General features: G+C 68.1%; 16 protein-coding genes and 1 tRNA gene. 9 read left to right on the top strand and 8 right to left on the bottom strand.

Annotated elements, in window-relative coordinates:
- Positions 1-122: 122 nt before the first annotated feature.
- The 7 genes from ABIB29_RS10065 to ABIB29_RS10035 all read left to right on the top strand — a co-directional run bounded on the left by ABIB29_RS10065 (position 123) and on the right by ABIB29_RS10035 (position 8,172).
- Positions 123-914: an NlpC/P60 family protein gene (locus ABIB29_RS10065; RefSeq protein WP_354172367.1), complete on the top strand. Its 792-nt coding sequence runs from the start codon at positions 123-125 to the stop codon at positions 912-914.
- Positions 915-1,134: 220 nt separating this feature from the next.
- Positions 1,135-1,635, top strand: coding sequence for an HNH endonuclease (locus ABIB29_RS10060; protein WP_354172366.1), 501 nt, complete (start codon positions 1,135-1,137; stop codon positions 1,633-1,635).
- Between the two features lie 58 nt (positions 1,636-1,693).
- The gene (locus ABIB29_RS10055; RefSeq protein ID WP_354172365.1) at positions 1,694-2,419 is read left to right on the top strand and encodes an NTP transferase domain-containing protein; all 726 of its coding nucleotides are present in this window, start codon (positions 1,694-1,696) and stop codon (positions 2,417-2,419) included.
- On the top strand, positions 2,403-2,690 hold the full coding sequence (locus ABIB29_RS10050) for a DUF6457 domain-containing protein (protein WP_354172363.1): 288 nt from the start codon (positions 2,403-2,405) through the stop codon (positions 2,688-2,690). Before ABIB29_RS10055 ends, ABIB29_RS10050 begins: the two co-directional genes overlap by 17 nt.
- On the top strand, positions 2,687-4,096 hold the full coding sequence (locus ABIB29_RS10045; protein WP_354172361.1) for a molybdopterin-binding protein: 1,410 nt from the start codon (positions 2,687-2,689) through the stop codon (positions 4,094-4,096). Before ABIB29_RS10050 ends, ABIB29_RS10045 begins: the two co-directional genes overlap by 4 nt.
- 76 nt (positions 4,097-4,172) lie before the next feature.
- Positions 4,173-5,045, top strand: coding sequence for a formate dehydrogenase accessory sulfurtransferase FdhD (gene fdhD, locus ABIB29_RS10040; protein ID WP_354172360.1), 873 nt, complete (start codon positions 4,173-4,175; stop codon positions 5,043-5,045).
- Between the two features lie 103 nt (positions 5,046-5,148).
- Complete coding sequence (locus ABIB29_RS10035) at positions 5,149-8,172, top strand: alpha-mannosidase (RefSeq protein WP_354172358.1); 3,024 nt, start codon at positions 5,149-5,151, stop codon at positions 8,170-8,172.
- 250 nt (positions 8,173-8,422) lie between these two features.
- Here ABIB29_RS10035 and ABIB29_RS10030 read toward each other — a convergent pair whose 3' ends face one another.
- Genes ABIB29_RS10030 through ABIB29_RS10010 form a run of 5 tightly spaced genes read right to left on the bottom strand, consistent with a single transcriptional unit; the run spans position 8,423 to position 11,399 of the window.
- Positions 8,423-8,827, bottom strand: a complete 405-nt coding sequence (locus ABIB29_RS10030) for a hypothetical protein (protein WP_354172356.1) — start codon at positions 8,825-8,827, stop codon at positions 8,423-8,425.
- A gap of 2 nt (positions 8,828-8,829) precedes the next feature.
- The gene (locus ABIB29_RS10025) at positions 8,830-9,156 is read right to left on the bottom strand and encodes a hypothetical protein (RefSeq protein ID WP_354172354.1); all 327 of its coding nucleotides are present in this window, start codon (positions 9,154-9,156) and stop codon (positions 8,830-8,832) included.
- 43 nt (positions 9,157-9,199) lie between these two features.
- A complete protein-coding gene (locus tag ABIB29_RS10020) occupies positions 9,200-9,934 on the bottom strand; it encodes a hypothetical protein (protein WP_354172352.1) in 735 nt (244 codons plus the stop codon).
- On the bottom strand, positions 9,931-10,656 hold the full coding sequence (locus ABIB29_RS10015) for a hypothetical protein (RefSeq protein WP_354172350.1): 726 nt from the start codon (positions 10,654-10,656) through the stop codon (positions 9,931-9,933). The genes ABIB29_RS10020 and ABIB29_RS10015 overlap by 4 nt, the downstream gene beginning before the upstream one ends.
- The gene (locus tag ABIB29_RS10010; protein WP_354172349.1) at positions 10,653-11,399 is read right to left on the bottom strand and encodes a hypothetical protein; all 747 of its coding nucleotides are present in this window, start codon (positions 11,397-11,399) and stop codon (positions 10,653-10,655) included. The genes ABIB29_RS10015 and ABIB29_RS10010 overlap by 4 nt, the downstream gene beginning before the upstream one ends.
- A 228-nt stretch (positions 11,400-11,627) precedes the next feature.
- On the opposite strand from ABIB29_RS10010, the gene ABIB29_RS10005 reads away from it, so the two are divergent.
- Together ABIB29_RS10005 and ABIB29_RS10000 are read left to right on the top strand one after the other, a co-directional pair.
- Complete coding sequence (locus ABIB29_RS10005) at positions 11,628-13,298, top strand: ABC-F family ATP-binding cassette domain-containing protein (RefSeq protein ID WP_354172348.1); 1,671 nt, start codon at positions 11,628-11,630, stop codon at positions 13,296-13,298.
- Complete coding sequence (locus tag ABIB29_RS10000) at positions 13,295-15,208, top strand: ABC transporter ATP-binding protein (RefSeq protein ID WP_354172347.1); 1,914 nt, start codon at positions 13,295-13,297, stop codon at positions 15,206-15,208. The genes ABIB29_RS10005 and ABIB29_RS10000 overlap by 4 nt, the downstream gene beginning before the upstream one ends.
- Before the next feature lie 11 nt (positions 15,209-15,219).
- On the opposite strand, the gene ABIB29_RS09995 is transcribed toward ABIB29_RS10000, so the two are convergent.
- From ABIB29_RS09995 to ABIB29_RS09985, 3 genes are all read right to left on the bottom strand, one after another.
- Entirely contained in the window at positions 15,220-15,624 is a 405-nt protein-coding gene (locus ABIB29_RS09995; RefSeq protein ID WP_354172345.1) for an NUDIX hydrolase, read from the bottom strand.
- Positions 15,621-16,118 carry a DUF6314 family protein gene (locus ABIB29_RS09990; RefSeq protein WP_502915587.1) on the bottom strand — a complete coding sequence of 166 codons (498 nt, stop codon included), beginning with the start codon at positions 16,116-16,118 and terminating at the stop codon, positions 15,621-15,623. The genes ABIB29_RS09995 and ABIB29_RS09990 overlap by 4 nt, the downstream gene beginning before the upstream one ends.
- A 1-nt stretch (position 16,119) precedes the next feature.
- Positions 16,120-16,192: transfer RNA gene (locus tag ABIB29_RS09985), tRNA-Arg, on the bottom strand.
- Between the last annotated feature and the right edge of the window lie 12 nt (positions 16,193-16,204).

Genomic DNA, 16,204 nt, shown 5'->3' with positions numbered 1-16,204 from the left:
TCGCAGTACACCCTTCGCTAAGTAACCCATTTCGGGGCGATCCGGCGTACCCCCAAGATGCCGGAGCGTCCTCAGCCCGCGCCCAAAAAGCGCGGACCCAGGATCACGAAAGAGAGAACTTAATGACTACTCGTGCAAACGCACGGCACCGCGCCGAGGTCACCAAGACCAACTCGCTGGCCGTCATTGCCAAGACCGTCGGCGACAACGCCGGTGGCATGGGTCGCCAGGCCGCAGTTATCGCTGCTGCCTCCGGCCTCGTCCTGACCAGTGGAATCGCAGCCAACGCTGCTGAGGCCAACGTTCAGCGCGAGTCCACCTCCGCTTCCACCCTCGAAGTCCAGTCGGCCGCCCCCGCGACCATCTCGGCTGCTTCGACCATCGCGATCTCCTTCGAGAAGCCGGCCGTCACCACCACCCCGGCACCCGTCGTTGAGGCCCCGAAGCCTGTTGTGAAGGTCCAGGAGACTTCCACGGCCGACGCCGGCAACACGGCCAGGACCGCCAGCACCAAGGTCGGCGCCACCGCCACGACGGCCGCCACCACCACCGCTGCCAGCACCAAGGCTCCGGCCGTCGCCAGCGGCATGGGCGCCACGATCGCCGCTGCCGCCTACGCCCAGCTCGGCGTCGGCCAGGACTGCACCGCCCTCGCCACGAACTCGCTGGCTGCTGCGGGCATCAACTACCACGGCTGGCCGGCAGGTTACCTGTCCCTCGGCCGCACCGTGAGCGCCGCCGAGGCACAGCCGGGCGACCTCGCCTACTACCAGAACGGCGGATCGGGTCTGGCCCACATCGCTGTTTACGTCGGCGGCGGCAAGGCCGTCCACGGCGGCTGGAACGGTGGAACCACCTCCCTGCAGAGCGTCAACGTCGGCTCCGGCCCGGTCTTCATCCGCGTCGGCGGCTAAGACAGCAACAGCTAGCAACACCAAGGACCCCCGCAATCCGGCGGGGGTCCTTTGCGTTGCCAAGACGTGAACTTCAGCGGATACGGGCGGGGCGGGCAAAAAAGATTCGGTGAATTGGCATCTCCATGTTTACTCTTGTTTTGTCGATCCATAGCCCGACCATGCAGAGGGCAGCCGGCCCTCGTGCCCCTGGCGGGTGCGGCCGTGAAGAGGTATGCGGATGCGCACTCTCGTTCTGAATGCTGGATATGAACCGCTGGCGGTTGTGACCTTCCGCCGGGCGCTCGTCCTTGTGCTGACTGGAAAGGCCAGTGTCGTGGCGGAAGGCGACGATCCCGTCGTCGGTCCGCAGGACGTCCTGGGCCGGCCGTCGGTGATTCTCCTGAATCGCTACATCAGGCCCCGGTACAACACCGTGACGGCCGTCAGCCGCCGCGGGGTGCTCCGCCGGGATGCACACCGCTGCGCCTATTGTGGCAAAGCCGCCCACACCATCGATCATGTTCAGCCCAAATCCAGGGGCGGCGCGGATTCTTGGGAAAACCTCGTCGCTGCCTGCCTGCGGTGCAACAACGCCAAAGGCGACCACACCCCGGGGGAAATGGGGTGGAAGCTCGGCTTCAGCCCCGCGCCGCCCAAGGGCACGACCTGGCAGATCAAGGAGCTCGAGAAGCCGACACCGGCCTGGGATCCTTTCCTCCTGCCGGAATCCGCTGCCTGAAACGGCGCGGCCCGCCCGCTGCGCCAGGACAGGACCAATGGCCAGTTAGGCTGGGCCGGTGGAATTCGACGCTGTCATTCTTTCCGGGGGCCGGTCGTCCCGGCTGGGAGGTGTGCCCAAAACCGGACTGATGCACGACGGCGCCACCCTCCTGGAGCGCGCCCTGCAGGCCGCGCGCGGCGCGGCCGCGGTCGCCGTTGTCGGGCCTGATCCGGGAACCCTGCCCGAGGGCGTGCTGAGCTGCCGGGAGGAACCAGCCTTTGCCGGCCCCGCCGCAGCCCTCGCCGCGGGACTCTCCGCGTTGGACCGGCACCGCAGCCGTGACCCCCGCCACCCCGCCGCGGCAGCGTTGACCCTGGTCCTCGCCGTCGACATGCCCCGGGCGGACGCCGCCGTCGGAACGCTGCTGGCAGCCGCTGCGGAAGCCGCTCCGGGCGACGGGCTGATGGCAGTGTCTGCTGATGGCCGCCGGCAACCGCTGGTCGGGCTTTATAGCACGGCTGCGCTACAACACAGTGTGGCCGACGCCAGGCAGCGCGGCGCGCTCGAAAATGCCTCGGTATTCGCCCTTCTTGCTAGGCTGGAGGTGCGGGAAGTCAGCGTCCCCAGGGGGTCCACGGATGACGTGGATACCTGGGACGATGCCTCCGCGTTAGGGGTGACCGGGCCGCCTGACGGCCAGGGCTTCGACGGCCATCACCGCGACAGCCATGGACCAGGCACAAGGCCCGGGGATCCCCGGCTGAACTCGACTTTGGAGGCAAACGGTGAAAAGCCAGGATGAAACACTCGAAGACTGGTGCCGTGCCCTGCTTCAGGCGCTGGAACTGGAAGACGTCGAGGTTGACGTCAACGAAGTCCTGGCCCTGGCCGGGGTGGCGGCGCACTCCGTGGTGCGCCCGGCCGCGCCTTTGACCACGTTTATTGCCGGCTTTGCGGCGGGCCTGGCCTCGGGCTCCGGCCAGGCCACGGATGCCGTCTCGATGCAGGCCGCGATGGGTGTTGCCCGCAAACTGGCCAAGGACTACGCAGCCAGCGAAGCCTCCGGGGCATGACACCTGAACCCCCTCACGGCAGTGCAGCTGCCACGGAGGATGAGCCTGCGCCCCATCGGCACCTGGCGCACACCTGGCAGGAAGCCCGGCAGCTCGCCTTCGACTGCGCGACCCCCATCCCCGCCGCCCCCGTGCTCCTTCGCGACGGGCTGGGCCGGAAACTCGCCGCCGACGCGGAAGCGCTCGTGGACATGCCGCACTACGCCTCGTCCGCCATGGATGGCTGGGCTGTCAACGGCAGCGGACCGTGGATCCTCGCGGAACCCGGCCAGCGGCTGGCTCCGCACCAGGGGAGCCCGATCGTCACCGGCGGGCTGATTCCGCCCGGGGCGAAGGCCGTGCTGCGGAGCGAAAGCGGCACCATCGCCGCCGACGAGGACGGGCTGCCGGTCCTGCAGCTCGGCGGCGGCGCGAAGCCCGGCGAGCCGCGGAACGGCGAGCACATCAGGAAAGCCGCGGAGGAAGCCGCCGCCGGCGAGGTGCTGATCAAGGGCGGCACCGTGCTCAACCCCGCCCACCTTGCCCTCGCGGCCCTCGCCGGCCACGACACCCTTCCGGTCCTGGGCAAAGCCGTGGTCCGGCTGGTGTTCACCGGCTCGGAAGTCATCACTGCCGGGATCCCCCGGCCGGGGGAGGTGCGCGACACCTTCGGCCCCCAGCTCGCCGGCGTCGTGGAAATGCTCGGCGGGATCTGCGCCGGCGAAACGAAAATCGGCGACAGCTACGCTGAATGGCTCACCGCGCTCGAGGACACCGACCCGGGGGCGGAAGCCGGGGCAGCTGCCGTGCCGCAGCCTCCCGCGCGCCCCGGCGCCGAACCGTTGCCCGCCGACGTCGTCATCACCACGGGTGGCACCGGCCGGTCCGGCACCGACCACCTGCGGCGTTCCGTGGCCGAACTCGGCGGCCGGTTGCTGATCGACGGCATCGCCATGCGGCCCGGCCATCCTGCCGTGCTGGCCGACCTGCCGGACGGCAGGTTCATCATCGGGCTGCCGGGCAACCCGCTCGCGGCCATGATGGCACTGTCAACCATCGGCGGCCCGCTTCTGGCGGCGCTGGGGCACCAGCCCCTGCCGGCCGTCACCGAGGTGCCCTGCGGCTCCATGATTGACCCTGACCCCGGCCGGACCCGGCTGATGCCCTTCCGGCTCGTCTACGGCATGGCGTCTCCGGCGCAGCACACCGGCCCGGGCATGATGCGCGGGCTGGCCGCGGCCGACGGCGTCCTGGTGGTCCCGCCGCATGGCGTGCAGCTCGGGGAAACCGTCCCGGCCTTCGCCCTGCCCTGGGGCAGGCCCCTTCCGGAACTGGCGGTGCCGAAAGACAAGCCCGCCCCCAAACGGCCCGCCCGTAAGCCTGCCGGTTCCGGCGGGCCTGTGGACTGGAGTGAACTGCTGGGCTGACGCCCGGTCCCGAACCCGCGCTGGCTACCCGGCCCAGTGCTTGCCATGATGGAGCTATGTTGGTTAGGAGTACCTGATGGGCCGCGTCACGCAGCGCCGCAAGGTGCACAAATATGTCCTGGACGGATCGCCCCAGGCCCTCGAATTCCCGGTCCGGCACAGGGAGGACGTGCTCGCCGTCGAGGAGCCGCTGGAGATCCGGATCGGCAGCCTGTCCTTCTCGGTCACCATGCGGACGCCGGGGAACGACTTTGACCTCGTGGCGGGGTTCCTCGTCTCCGAAGGCGTGATCTGGAGTCCCGAGCAGCTCGTCTCGCTGCGCTTCTGCGCCGGGGAAGACGAGGACGGCGTCCAGACGTTCAACGTCGTCGAAGCCCAGCTGAGGCCCGACGTCGTCCGCCCGGACACCGGGCGGAACGTGTATACCTCCAGCTCATGCGGGATCTGCGGCACGGATTCCATTGAGGCCGTGCACAAGTCCTCGCATTTCAGTCCCGCCGACGACCCGCTGACGGTGCCCGTGGCCACGCTCGCGTCCCTTCCGGACCAGTTGCGGGAAGCCCAGGCCGTCTTCGACGTCACCGGCGGCGTGCACGCCGCCGGCCTGTTCCGGATCGCCGCCGACGGCTCCGCGGAGCTGCTGTGCCTGCGCGAGGACGTGGGGCGCCACAATGCCGTGGACAAGGTGGTTGGCTGGGCCCTCCGCGAGGGCATGCTCCCACTGCGCGGAACCGTGCTCCAGGTCTCCGGCCGCGCCTCGTTCGAACTGGTGCAGAAGGCCGCCCTGGCCGGTATTCCCGTCCTCGCCGCGGTCAGCGCGCCGTCGAGCCTGGCGGTCGAGCTGGCCGAGGCCAGCGGCATGACGCTGGCCGGCTTCAGCCGCGGCACGTCGCTGAACGTGTACGCCGGAGCCGGCAGGGTGGGTATGCCCGTACCCTCGGACGGATAGTCTTTCGGAGACTGCCACTTGGCTGGGGGCCGGCGGCGAAGTAAGTTTTATCCATCGATTGGATGCATTTCAGCGTCATCCACGCAGCGCTAAGAGGATCACATTGCACGACGACCGCCGTCTCACGGAAGTCCGGCTGGACCGCTTTGTGCGCGAACGCATCGTCCCCGCGGTCTATCCGCGCAGCGTGCCGCTCGCTTTGAGCAGCTGGGATGTCCCGGACGAGCCGGTCCCGGCCATGGACGCCCTCCGGCAGCAGTTCACGCCGCAGGAGCACGGCGCGGTCTGGGGACGGCCGTGGAGCACCAAGTGGCTGCGGCTGCAGGGGCAGGTCCCGGACGGCTGGGGCACGGCGGGGGACACCTCGGTGGAAGTCATTGTGGACCTGGGCTTCAGCAGCGACCTTCCCGGGTTTCAGTGCGAAGGAATCGCCTGGCGGCCGGACGGGACCATCGTCAAGGCCATCTCCCCGCGGAACCAGTACATTCCGCTGAAGCTCCTGGGCAGCGGGATGGCCGTCGACTTCTACGTTGAGGCGGCCGCCAATCCCGATCTGTCGCAGGGATGGACCTTCGCGGCCACCCCTTATGGCGACAAGGCGACCGCGGGCAGCGAGCCGAAATACCGGCTCGGCCGCATCGTCATCGCGGAACTTAACCAGACGGTCTGGGAGCTGCAGCAGGACATCTGGACCCTCAACGGCCTGATGCACGAACTGCCGATGGAGCTGCCCCGCCGCCACGAAATCCTGCGCGCGCTGGAACGGATGCTGGACGTGATGGATCCCGATGACGTACCGGGTACGGCAGCAGCGGGGCGCGGGGCCCTGGCCGGGGTCCTGGCCCGGCCGGCGTACGCCTCCGCCCACCACCTGCTCGCCACGGGGCACGCGCACATCGACTCCGCCTGGCTCTGGCCCGTCCGCGAGACCATCCGCAAATGCGCCCGCACCTTCTCCAACGTCGTGGCCCTGATGGACGAGGATCCCGGGTTCGTGTTTTCCTGCTCCTCAGCCCAGCAGCTCGCCTGGACCAAGGAGCTGTATCCGGAGCTCTTCGGGCGGATCAAGGAGAAGGTCAAGACCGGCCAGTTCGTCCCCGTGGGCGGTATGTGGGTCGAAGCGGACACCAACATGCCCGGCGGGGAGGCCATGGCCCGCCAGTTCCTGGAGGGAAAGAGTTTTTTCCTGGCCGAGTTCGGAGTGGAATGCGAGGAAGCATGGCTTCCGGATACCTTCGGCTATTCCGCGGCCATGCCGCAGATCGTCAAGGCCGCGGGCAGCAAGTGGTTCCTGACCCAGAAGATCTCCTGGAACCAGGTCAACCGGATGCCGCATCACTCCTTCAATTGGGAGGGGATCGACGGCACCCGGCTTTTCACGCATTTCCCTCCGGTGGATAGCTACAGCTCGGAACTCAGCGGCCGGGAACTGGCCCACGCCGAGCGGAATTACCGGGACCATGGCCGGGGCACCGTCTCGCTGGTCCCTTTCGGCTACGGCGACGGCGGTGGCGGCCCCACCCGCGAGATGCTGGCGGCGGCGCGCCGCACCGCGGACCTTGAGGGATCGCCGAGAGTGGAAGTCGGCTCAGCCCCCAGCTTCTTCGCCCGGGCCCAGGCCGAGTACGAGGCACTTCCGGTCTGGGCCGGTGAGATGTACCTCGAACTGCACCGCGGCACGTACACGAGCCAGGCCAAGACCAAACTGGGCAACCGGCGCAGCGAACACCTGCTCCGCGAAGCCGAGCTCTGGTGTGCCACGGCCGCCGTGCGCACCGGATACAGTTACCCCGCGGCCGAGCTCAAGCGTCTCTGGCGTTTGGTGTTGCTGCAGCAATTTCACGACATTCTCCCGGGCAGCTCCATAGCCTGGGTGCACCAGGACGCCGAGCGTAACTACGCCGCCGTCGGTCGGCAGCTTGAAGCGATCATCGCCGATGCCGCCCGCGCGGTGCTGGGCGCCGGGGACACTGGCTTCCTGCTCAACGCCGCTCCGCACCGGCGCCATGGCGTCCCCGCGCTGGCCGCAGCCGAGCCGGTCCCCGCCGGGCAGCCAGTGCTGCTCACCGAAGCCGGGGGCGGCTACATCCTGGACAACGGGATCATCCGCGCCGTCATCAACGCCGACGGCCTGCTGGAATCCCTGGCCGACTACGCGAGCGGACGTAACGCAATCGCCCCCGGGCAGTTCGGTAACCTGCTCGAGCTGCACCGGGACACCCCCAACGAATGGGATGCCTGGGACATTGACGCCTTTTACCGCCGCAATGTCGTCCGCCTGACCGGCGCGCTCTCCCTGACGGCGGAACCCCGTGGCAGGGACGCCGTCGTCGTGGTGAAGCGGCTGGCAGGGTCCTCCGCTGTCACCCAGCGCATCTCGCTGGAGGCGGGCGCCGGCTCCTTGACGATTTCGACGGCGGTTGACTGGCAGGAAAGCGAAAAGCTGCTCAAGCTCGGGTTCGCGCTCGACGTCCGGGCGGACCGGTCAGCGTCGGAGACCCAGTTCGGGCATGTGTTCCGGCCGACCCACCTCAACACCTCCTGGGAAACCGCGAAGTTCGAGATCTGCGCCCACCGGTGGATCCACGTCGCCGAGCCCGGCTACGGGGTGGCGGTTTCCAACTCGTCCACGTACGGCCATGATGTCTCCCGGAATATCCGGGAGGACGACGGCGGAACGACCACCACCGTGCGACTCTCGCTGCTGCGCGCGCCCAAGTTCCCGGACCCCGCGGCGGACCGCGGCCGGCACGAATTGAACGTCACTATCCGGCCCGGCGCCAGCATCGCCGACGCCGTCGAAGAGGGCTACCGCACGAACCTGGCGGCGCGAATCGTCAAGGGCGCCCACGGTGTTCAGCCGCTCATTACCGTGTCCAACCCGGCCCTGGTCGTTGAAGGCCTGAAACTCGCCGAGGACGGCTCCGGCGACGTGATCGTCCGGGTCTACGAATCGCTGGGGGAGCGGTCCGCGGGGACCGTGACCGCCGGCTTTGCCGTCAGCGGCGTCCATACGGTGGACCTGCTGGAACGGCCTGCGGGTGCGCCGGGCGTGACACCGGCGGGGGACTCGGCGGAACTGGCGCTCCGGCCCTTCCAGCTGGTGACCCTGCGGTTCGTCCGCTGACGCCCGGCTCCCGGCCGGGGCTCCCGGCCGGGGCGAACCGGCGGAGAGAATTGCCGCAGAGCCGCAGGCCGGGCGCGAAAAGGACGTTAAACAGGCTGAGTGGGAGCGGTCCAACCGGACCGCTACCACTCATCCCCCCAATGGCGCTTGGGCGGCTGCCTCGGCTCCGCACGGATTGTCCCCGTTCACGAAGCGATTGCCGCTTTCACACATTCATGATTCTCTCACGGTCTAATGATTTTGTGAATGCCTAGCTGCGGTTCTGACGTAATGTTGCCCTAGCGTTACCTGAAGGGTTCGCGATCAGGCCGGAAAACCAGAACACGGCGAGCCCCACGACATAGCCCAGGACCGCTGCGTAGTTGACCAAATGCTGCGCGACAGCCCAGCCGGCCGGAGCCAGCGCGGCCGGAAGGCTCGCGGCCGCGAAGACCGCGCCGAGCAGGACCAGCAGGGCGCCGGCCCGGACCAGGCGCGGCAGCTGGCTCCTGACGGCTGCCAGCAGCGGAGCCACCAGGACGAGCGAGACGAAGGCGGGATACGTGCGGCCGGCAGCCGTGAAATAGGCCGCCAGGTCAGCGTTCCCTGCACCGCCCGCCGCCTGCATGTGCAGCCCGGCCGGCTGCCCGGAGCCGGCCATCAGAAAGAAGGCCACCGTCACAGCCAGGCAGCCAAGGCCCAACGCCCGATTCCTCCGGCAATGAGTTGGTGGGCTTCGGCTGCGGCGAGACCCGTTGTGACACGGAGGCCGACCAGGAGGACGGTGGCGAAGACGAGATAGCGCAGGATCAGGCTCGTGAGGTCCCAGCCGCCCAGGACGGCGTCAATCGCTGCGTAGAGATCGGAGACGGCGAGCACACTGCACAAGGTGGCCAGGCCGAGGATTCCGAAGACGGTTCTGTTCCGGCCCCGCACGGCGTCCGGCACACGCAGGAGAAGCGCCGCGCAGCACACCAGCAGTGTCGCCCATTCCAGTGTTTCCATTATCGAGGTTCTCCAAGTAGCTCCCCGGCCCAGTTTACGGTGGCTACCCGGTGCCGTCAGAACGCAACTTCTGCGTCCTCTTGGCTGTTGCCTTCGACACCCAGATCATGGCAAGACCGGCCAGCAAGCACAGAACGGCGGTGTAGTTGAAGATGAAGCGCAGCTGGGCCAGTGGCGCAGGAATTATTGGGGACGACAGGCTCAGTGTCATGGACATGGAACCAGCGGCCAGCAAGGCAGCGCTGAGCCGCACGAGGACCGGTAGCCTGCTGCGCACAGCCCTCACCATGGCCGGCAGGAGGGCCAGCATGATATACGCCGGATAGAGGCGTCCGGCGGCTCCGTAGTATTCCACGAGCGCCGCGTTGCGTGCATCTTTGTCGTATACCGCCATCATGCCGGCGGACGATCCCGCGGTATCCATCATGAGGAAGACCACCACTACCGCCACCGATGCCGCTCCCGCAAATGCGATCCCGGGCGGACCAGTGATCAGCCGGAGGGCGTCGTCGGCGCCGAATCCACGCGCGATTCTGAGCCCGAGGGCGAAGACGGCGCCGAAGACGATGAAGCGCAGCAGCAGGTTGGTCAGGTTCATGCCGCCCAGGATGCGATCAACAGCCACGTAGGGCGCATGGATGCTCAAGAGGAGACCCACCGTCAGGAACGCGTAGATGAAGAAAAGCGACCTGTTCTCACCCCGGAGCGCGCTCGGGACGCGGAATGCGGCCAGGACTGCGCAGACCGCCAAAGTGGTCCACTGCAGGATCGCGATCATCCGAGGCCCAACCGGGCGGCGCGCTTTGCCATCAGGCTGGAGATCCAGACGAAGGCGAGTCCCAGTGCAAGGCATAACACAGACGTGTAGTTGATGATGGCTTTCAGGAACCCGAGTTCGCGCGGGAGCAGGGGGTAGAACGTGCCTAGTGCCATGGCGGCGAACGCGACCGTCAGCAGCAGCGCTCCGATGAGGATTGCCCTGGGCAGCCGTTGGCGGATGGCCAGGTAGGTGGCAGGGAGAATGCACGTTGCGACGAACGCCGGGTACAGGCGGCCGGCCGCTGCATACAATTCGATGAGCGTCGCATTCTCCGGGCTTCGGGCAGGAAGGGTGGCCAGCCCCGTAGCGGACCCGGCCGTGTCGGCCAACAGGAAGAGGACCAGCGTCGCGAGGCCGATGACGGCAAGCACTGCCTTGCCAACAGGTCCAACGATGAGGCGGATGCTCCTAGGCGCATCGAAGGCTTTGGCGATCCGGTATCCGGCCAGCAGCACGGTGCCGTAGACGACAAAGCGCAGGATCAGATTCGCATAGTTCTGGGATCCAAGCCACGCATCGACGGTCCGATAGCTCACATCGATGCTGAGCAGAATCGCAACCGTGGACAGCAGGAAGACGCCGAATATTGACCTGTTCTCGCCCCGGAGGGCACTCGGAATCCGCGCGATCGCCGCGAGCGAGCAGACCGCCAAAGTGGTCCACTGCAGGATCGCGATCATCCGAGGTTCTCCCATATCTTTTTGGTCTGTTCGTGCTCGTGTTCCTGGCGGCGCAGGGTTTTGCCGAGGGCCTGTAACCGTTCGCCGGCCAGCGCCGTGAGCTCGCCGTCGGACAGGGCATCCAAGGCAGCCTGCTTGGCCGCCGGAGGCCAGCCGGCCTCGGCTTCGGTGATCAAGCCGGTAGCGACGAGACCGCCCGTGAATCCTACGCCAGCGGCGCGAGCGGTCGCGACCGCCAACTCGGGGGAGAGCCGGTTGGCCGTCAACTGGGCCGAATAGTTCTGCGGCGCGACTCCGGTGGCGGCCGAAACCCGGTGCCGCAATTCGCCGTCGTCGATCGAGTCCACCCAGTTCCGGACCGAGGTGGCGTGCGGCGCCGGGCCAAGTGCCGGCGTCAACGCACTGCCGTCGTCTCCGTAGCCGCCGTATGCCGGGGACGAGCGGGAAATGACAGCCTGCAGCAAATCCATGGTGGCAATCTGGCTGACGAGTTCGGCGGGAGTGGGCTGGTGCGGCCGCCCGGCAAGTTCCGCATAGCTGTCAAACGAAGCGAGGTCTTCCAGGGGGCTGCGCTTCAGGGCCCGGCTGATGCTGACGAGGGTGTTTTCCGCGACCTTGCCGCGAACCAGCTGCTGGGCGAGCGTGGTGCGCTTGATCCCGGAGATCCTGCAGATGTCGGCTGTGCTCGCGCTGGGAGCAACGACATGGAGCCAGAGTTGAAACGCCTTGGCGGGTAAGGGCATTTACGGCTTCCTGCAGAGTCGAATGGAAGTGCGGCTTCTAAAGGTCGGAGGAGCAGTGACTGTGGTGATTTTACGTGAGGAGCTGATTCAACTATGCTAAATGCTCGAACCCGCTGGTCCGTACACCCCCCAAGTCCGGACCGGCGGGTTCTTTTATGCCCGGGGGCTGGTGGCCGCCCGGGCCGCCCTGTGGCCGGCCGCATGGGGCCGCGGTGAGAGAATGGACTAATGACTGCAACCCTTGTCGCCAAGGACCTCTCCGGTGGTCACGACCACCGCACACTCTTCTCCAAACTCTCCCTGACCGTCGCGCCGGGCGATGTCGTCGGCGTCGTCGGCGCCAATGGCGCGGGCAAATCCACCCTGCTCCGGCTACTTGCCGGCGTCGACGAGCCGCAGGAAGGCACCGTCAGTCTTGCTCCGGCGGACGCGTTCGTTGGCTGGCTGCCCCAGGAACACGAACGGATCGCCGGTGAGTCGATCAGCGGCTACATCGCGCGGCGCACCGGCTGCGCCCAGGCCACCCTGGACATGGAAGCCGCAGCGGAGGCCCTCGGCAGCGGCGCCCCGGGCTCCGACGACGACTACTCGCTCGCGTTCGACCGCTGGATGGCTTCCGGCGCCGCGGACCTGGAAGACCGCATCCCGGCCGTGCTGGCGGACCTCGGACTCGAAGTCGGCCAGGACGCCGAAATGACCGGGCTCTCCGGCGGCCAGGCTGCCCGCGTGGCGCTCGCAGCGCTGCTGCTCAGCCGCTTCGACATCGTGCTCCTGGACGAGCCCACGAACGATCTGGACCTCACCGGACTGGCCAAACTCGAGGCATTCGTCCAGGGACTCCGCGGTGGCGTTGTGCTGGTTTCGCACGACCGCGAGTTCCTCGCCCGCTGTGTGAGCACCATCGTGGAACTGGACCTGGCGCAAAACTCCGTGGCGGTCTACGACGGCGGTTACGAGGCCTACCTCGAGGAACGGGCCGTGGCACGCCGGCATGCCCGGGAACGGTACGAGGAGTTCGCCAACACCAAGGCCGATCTGGTCTCCCGAGCCCGCACCCAGCGCGAGTGGAGCTCCCAGGGTGTCCGCAACGCCATGAAGAAGAACCCGGACAATGACAAGATCCGGCGCGCGGCCAGCACCGAGTCCTCCGAGAAGCAGGGCCAGAAGGTCCGCCAGATGGAATCCCGCATCGCCCGGCTGGACGAGGTCGAGGAACCCCGCAAGGAATGGCAGCTGCAGTTCAGCATCGGTGCGGCGCCGCGTTCGAGCGCCGTTGTGGCGACGCTCCGCGACGCCGTCGTCCGCCAGGGGGACTTCACCCTGGGTCCGGTGAACCTGCAGCTCAACGCCGGGGAACGGATTGGCATCACCGGCCCCAACGGCGCCGGCAAGTCCACCCTGCTCCGCCTGCTGCTGGGCCTTCAGCGGCCCGATTCCGGCGACGCCTCCATGGGCGCCTCCGTGGCCGTCGGCGAGATCGACCAGGCCCGCGGACTGCTGGCCGGACCGCTGAAACTGGCGGACGCCGTCGAAGCCGTACTGACGGACCAGACCCCGGCGGAAGTCCGGACCCTGCTGGCCAAATTCGGTCTCAAGGCAGACCACACCTCCCGCCCGGTGGATTCCCTGTCGCCGGGGGAGCGGACCCGGGCGGCGCTGGCCCTGCTGCAGGCCCGCGGCGTGAACCTGCTGGTGCTCGACGAGCCCACCAACCACCTGGATCTTCCGGCGATCGAACAGCTCGAGGAAGCCCTCGAAAGCTATGACGGCGCGCTGCTGCTGGTCACGCACGACCGCAGGCTGCTGGCAAACGTGCGCCTCGACGCGCGCTGGAACGTGGACGACGGCGTCGTCACCGAGCTGCTGGGCCACACCGCCCCGAAAGGCAACAACTTATGAGCATGGACCGGGTCGCCTGGAGCTCCCTTTACAACATCACGCGCGCCTCGAGCGGCTCGAAACCGTTCTCCAAGGAGACGCTCAAGCGTGTGTTCAGCTTCGCCCGTCCGCACAAGGGCAGGCTGATCGCCTTCGTGCTGCTCTCGATCGTGATGGCCGTTCTGGCCGTCGCCACCCCGGTCCTCGCCGGCCAGGTGGTGGACGCGATCATCGCCGGCGCGGGCACCGACGTCGTGGTCTGGCTGGCCGTGCTGATCGCCATTGTGGCGGTCGCCGAAGCCGGGCTGGGACTTCTCACCCGCTGGCTGTCCTCCACGATCGGCGAAGGTGTGATCGTGGACCTGCGCACCAAGGTGTTCGACCACGTGCAGAAGATGCCGATCGCCTTCTTCACCCGCACCCGCACCGGGGCGCTCGTGAGCCGGCTCAATAATGATGTGATCGGCGCGCAGTCGGCCTTCGCCGGGACCCTGTCCGGTGTTGTCAGCAACGTTGTGGCCCTGGCCCTGACTCTCGTGGTGATGCTGGGCAAGTCCTGGCTCATCACCGTGCTCGCCATGATCCTGCTGCCGATCTTCCTGATCCCGGCCCGCCGGATGGGCTCCAAGCTCGCCGACCTGCGCCGCGAAGCCGCGGAGCACAACGCGTCCATGGGCACCCAGATGACCGAGCGGTTCTCCGCCCCCGGCGCCACCCTGGTGAAGCTCTTTGGCCGCCCCGACGAGGAATCCCGGGAATTCGCCGTCCGCGCCGGCCGCGTCCGGGACATCGGCGTCCGCACTGCCATGCTGCAGTTCACCTTCGTGACCGCCCTGACGCTGGTCTCGGCGCTGGCACTGGCCCTGGTCTACGGACTCGGCGGCTTTCTCGCGCTGCAGGGGCAACTGGCCGCGGGCGACGTCGTCGTGCTGGCTCTGCTGCTCACCCGCCTCTACGCACCGCTCACCGCGCTCTCCAACGCCCGCGTCGAGATCATGAGCGCGCTGGTCAGCTTCGAGCGGGTCTTCGAAATCCTGGACCTCAAGCCGCTGATCCAGCAGAAGCCCGACGCGGTGTCCTCCCCGGCCGGGCCGCTGTCCGTGGAATTCGACGACGTCCGCTTCTCCTACCCCTCGGCGGACAAGGTCTCGCTCGCCTCGCTGGAGGACGTCTCCACACTTGACACCCGCGGCGGCGAAGAGGTGCTGCACGGCATCAGCTTCCGGGTGGAGCCGGGACAGACCGTCGCCCTCGTGGGCTCCTCGGGCGCCGGCAAGTCCACGATCGCGCAGCTGCTCTCGCGCCTGTACGACGTCGATTCCGGCGCGGTGCGCTTCGGCGGAGCCGTGCCCGGGACCGGGGTGGATGTCCGTGACCTCACCTTCGATTCCATGCGGCACACCCTGGGCATGGTGACACAGGACGGGCACCTGTTCCACGAGAGCATCGCCTCCAACCTGCGCCTGGCCCGCCCGGATGCCAGCGACGAGCTCATGTGGGACGTGTTGCGCCAGGCCCGCCTGGAAGACATGATCCGGTCGCTGCCGGACGGCCTGAACACGGTGGTGGGGGAGCGCGGCTACCGCCTCTCGGGCGGCGAACGCCAGCGCCTCACCATCGCCCGCCTGCTCATTGCCCAGCCGCGCGTCGTGATCCTGGACGAGGCCACCGCGGCCCTGGACTCCACTAACGAAGCCGCCGTCCAGGAGGCCCTCGGCGCCGCGCTCGAGGGGCGCACCGCCGTCGTGATTGCCCACCGGCTTTCGACGATCCGGGCCGCCGACGCCATCCTGGTGGTGGAGGACGGCCGGATCGTGGAGCGCGGAACGCACACCGAGCTGCTGGCCGCCGGGGGCCGCTACGCGGAGCTGTACCGGACCCAGTTCGCCGAGGCCAGCGCCGTGGCCGAAGAGGCTGTTCCCGGGCTGTAGCGTCCCCGGGCCTAACCCGGCTGGCCCCCCAGGGCGGGCAGGACGTGGTCGGTGAGCAGCGGGGCGAGATCGTCGGGCAGCTCCGCGGCCAGATCCAGCCAGCGGATCTCGGCGATCTCCGCGGAGGGGCGGGCATTCCAGACCCCCGGGGCTGTGAACACCGTGGCCTGGATCTGCGTCGCAGCCTCATTGGCGGCGTCCGCGAACCAGATGCCCAGGAGCACCAGCTCGTCGGCCGGGAGCACGATCCCGACTTCCTCCGCCAGCTCCCGCGCAGCCGTCTGCGCGGCCGTCTCGCCCGCCTCGGGCTTGCCGCCGGGGTGCATGAACTTGTCCGTGCCCCGTTTGCGTACGGTCAGCAGGCGTCCCGCCTCGTCGAAGACACAGACCGCGGAGACCACAATGAGCGCGTTCATGCAGCGGCGTCCGCGGTGCGGCGCAGAATCGAGGTGAGCACCTGGTCCTTGGCCGGACCGGTGACATCCCACTGGTAACGGAATTCGTCCGGGCCCGTTCTGGTGTAGCTCACGCGGTAGCTGTCCGGGTCGCACCAGTGCTGGTCCTGGCTGCTCCGCGGGCCGAAGCCCATGTGGTGGAATGGCCGGCCGTCGGGGAAGAACATGTCCATTGTGTCCGGTGCGCCCGTGGGCCGGAGCAGATACTCCCGGCTGGCCGTCCCGGTGAACGGTGTGCCGGCCGGTCCGCCAGGGACGGATGCCCAGGAAACGGTGCCCTCTTCGCGGAAGCGGAGTCCGCCGTCGTCGTCCGTTGCGGTAAAGCGGACGACGCCGGTGAAGCTCCCCTGGGTGCCGGTGGACCTGTCCAGCAGGGTTCGCTCCACGGCCCAGTTGCCCATCAGGTAGGCACGGAGATCGAAGTCCGGAGCGGCGTCCGGGGACTGGGGGTTCAAGTGCCCTCGATTGGAATCGAACCAACGACACCGGCTTTAGGAGAGCCGTGCTCTATCCACTGAGCTACGAGGGCGGGCGTCCGTGC

The organism is Arthrobacter sp. UYEF36, assembly GCF_040547025.1.
GTDB lineage: Bacteria > Actinomycetota > Actinomycetes > Actinomycetales > Micrococcaceae > Arthrobacter.
The sequence above is the reverse complement of the archived record's forward strand: the minus strand, read 5'-3'. Positions and strand labels throughout refer to the sequence as shown.

What these genes read in the sequence shown, in the direction of transcription:
- ABIB29_RS09995 (WP_354172345.1), bottom strand. Translation starts at nt 15,624, where the DNA reads ATGAACGCGCTCATTGTGGTCTCCGCGGTCTGTGTCTTCGACGAGGCG.
- ABIB29_RS10045 (WP_354172361.1), top strand. Translation starts at nt 2,687, where the DNA reads ATGACACCTGAACCCCCTCACGGCAGTGCAGCTGCCACGGAGGATGAG.
- ABIB29_RS10060 (WP_354172366.1), top strand. Translation starts at nt 1,135, where the DNA reads ATGCGCACTCTCGTTCTGAATGCTGGATATGAACCGCTGGCGGTTGTG.
- ABIB29_RS10065 (WP_354172367.1), top strand. Translation starts at nt 123, where the DNA reads ATGACTACTCGTGCAAACGCACGGCACCGCGCCGAGGTCACCAAGACC.
- ABIB29_RS10000 (WP_354172347.1), top strand. Translation starts at nt 13,295, where the DNA reads ATGAGCATGGACCGGGTCGCCTGGAGCTCCCTTTACAACATCACGCGC.
- ABIB29_RS10005 (WP_354172348.1), top strand. Translation starts at nt 11,628, where the DNA reads ATGACTGCAACCCTTGTCGCCAAGGACCTCTCCGGTGGTCACGACCAC.
- ABIB29_RS10020 (WP_354172352.1), bottom strand. Translation starts at nt 9,934, where the DNA reads ATGATCGCGATCCTGCAGTGGACCACTTTGGCGGTCTGCGCAGTCCTG.
- ABIB29_RS10025 (WP_354172354.1), bottom strand. Translation starts at nt 9,156, where the DNA reads ATGGAAACACTGGAATGGGCGACACTGCTGGTGTGCTGCGCGGCGCTT.
- ABIB29_RS10015 (WP_354172350.1), bottom strand. Translation starts at nt 10,656, where the DNA reads ATGATCGCGATCCTGCAGTGGACCACTTTGGCGGTCTGCTCGCTCGCG.
- fdhD (WP_354172360.1), top strand. Translation starts at nt 4,173, where the DNA reads ATGGGCCGCGTCACGCAGCGCCGCAAGGTGCACAAATATGTCCTGGAC.
- ABIB29_RS10010 (WP_354172349.1), bottom strand. Translation starts at nt 11,399, where the DNA reads ATGCCCTTACCCGCCAAGGCGTTTCAACTCTGGCTCCATGTCGTTGCT.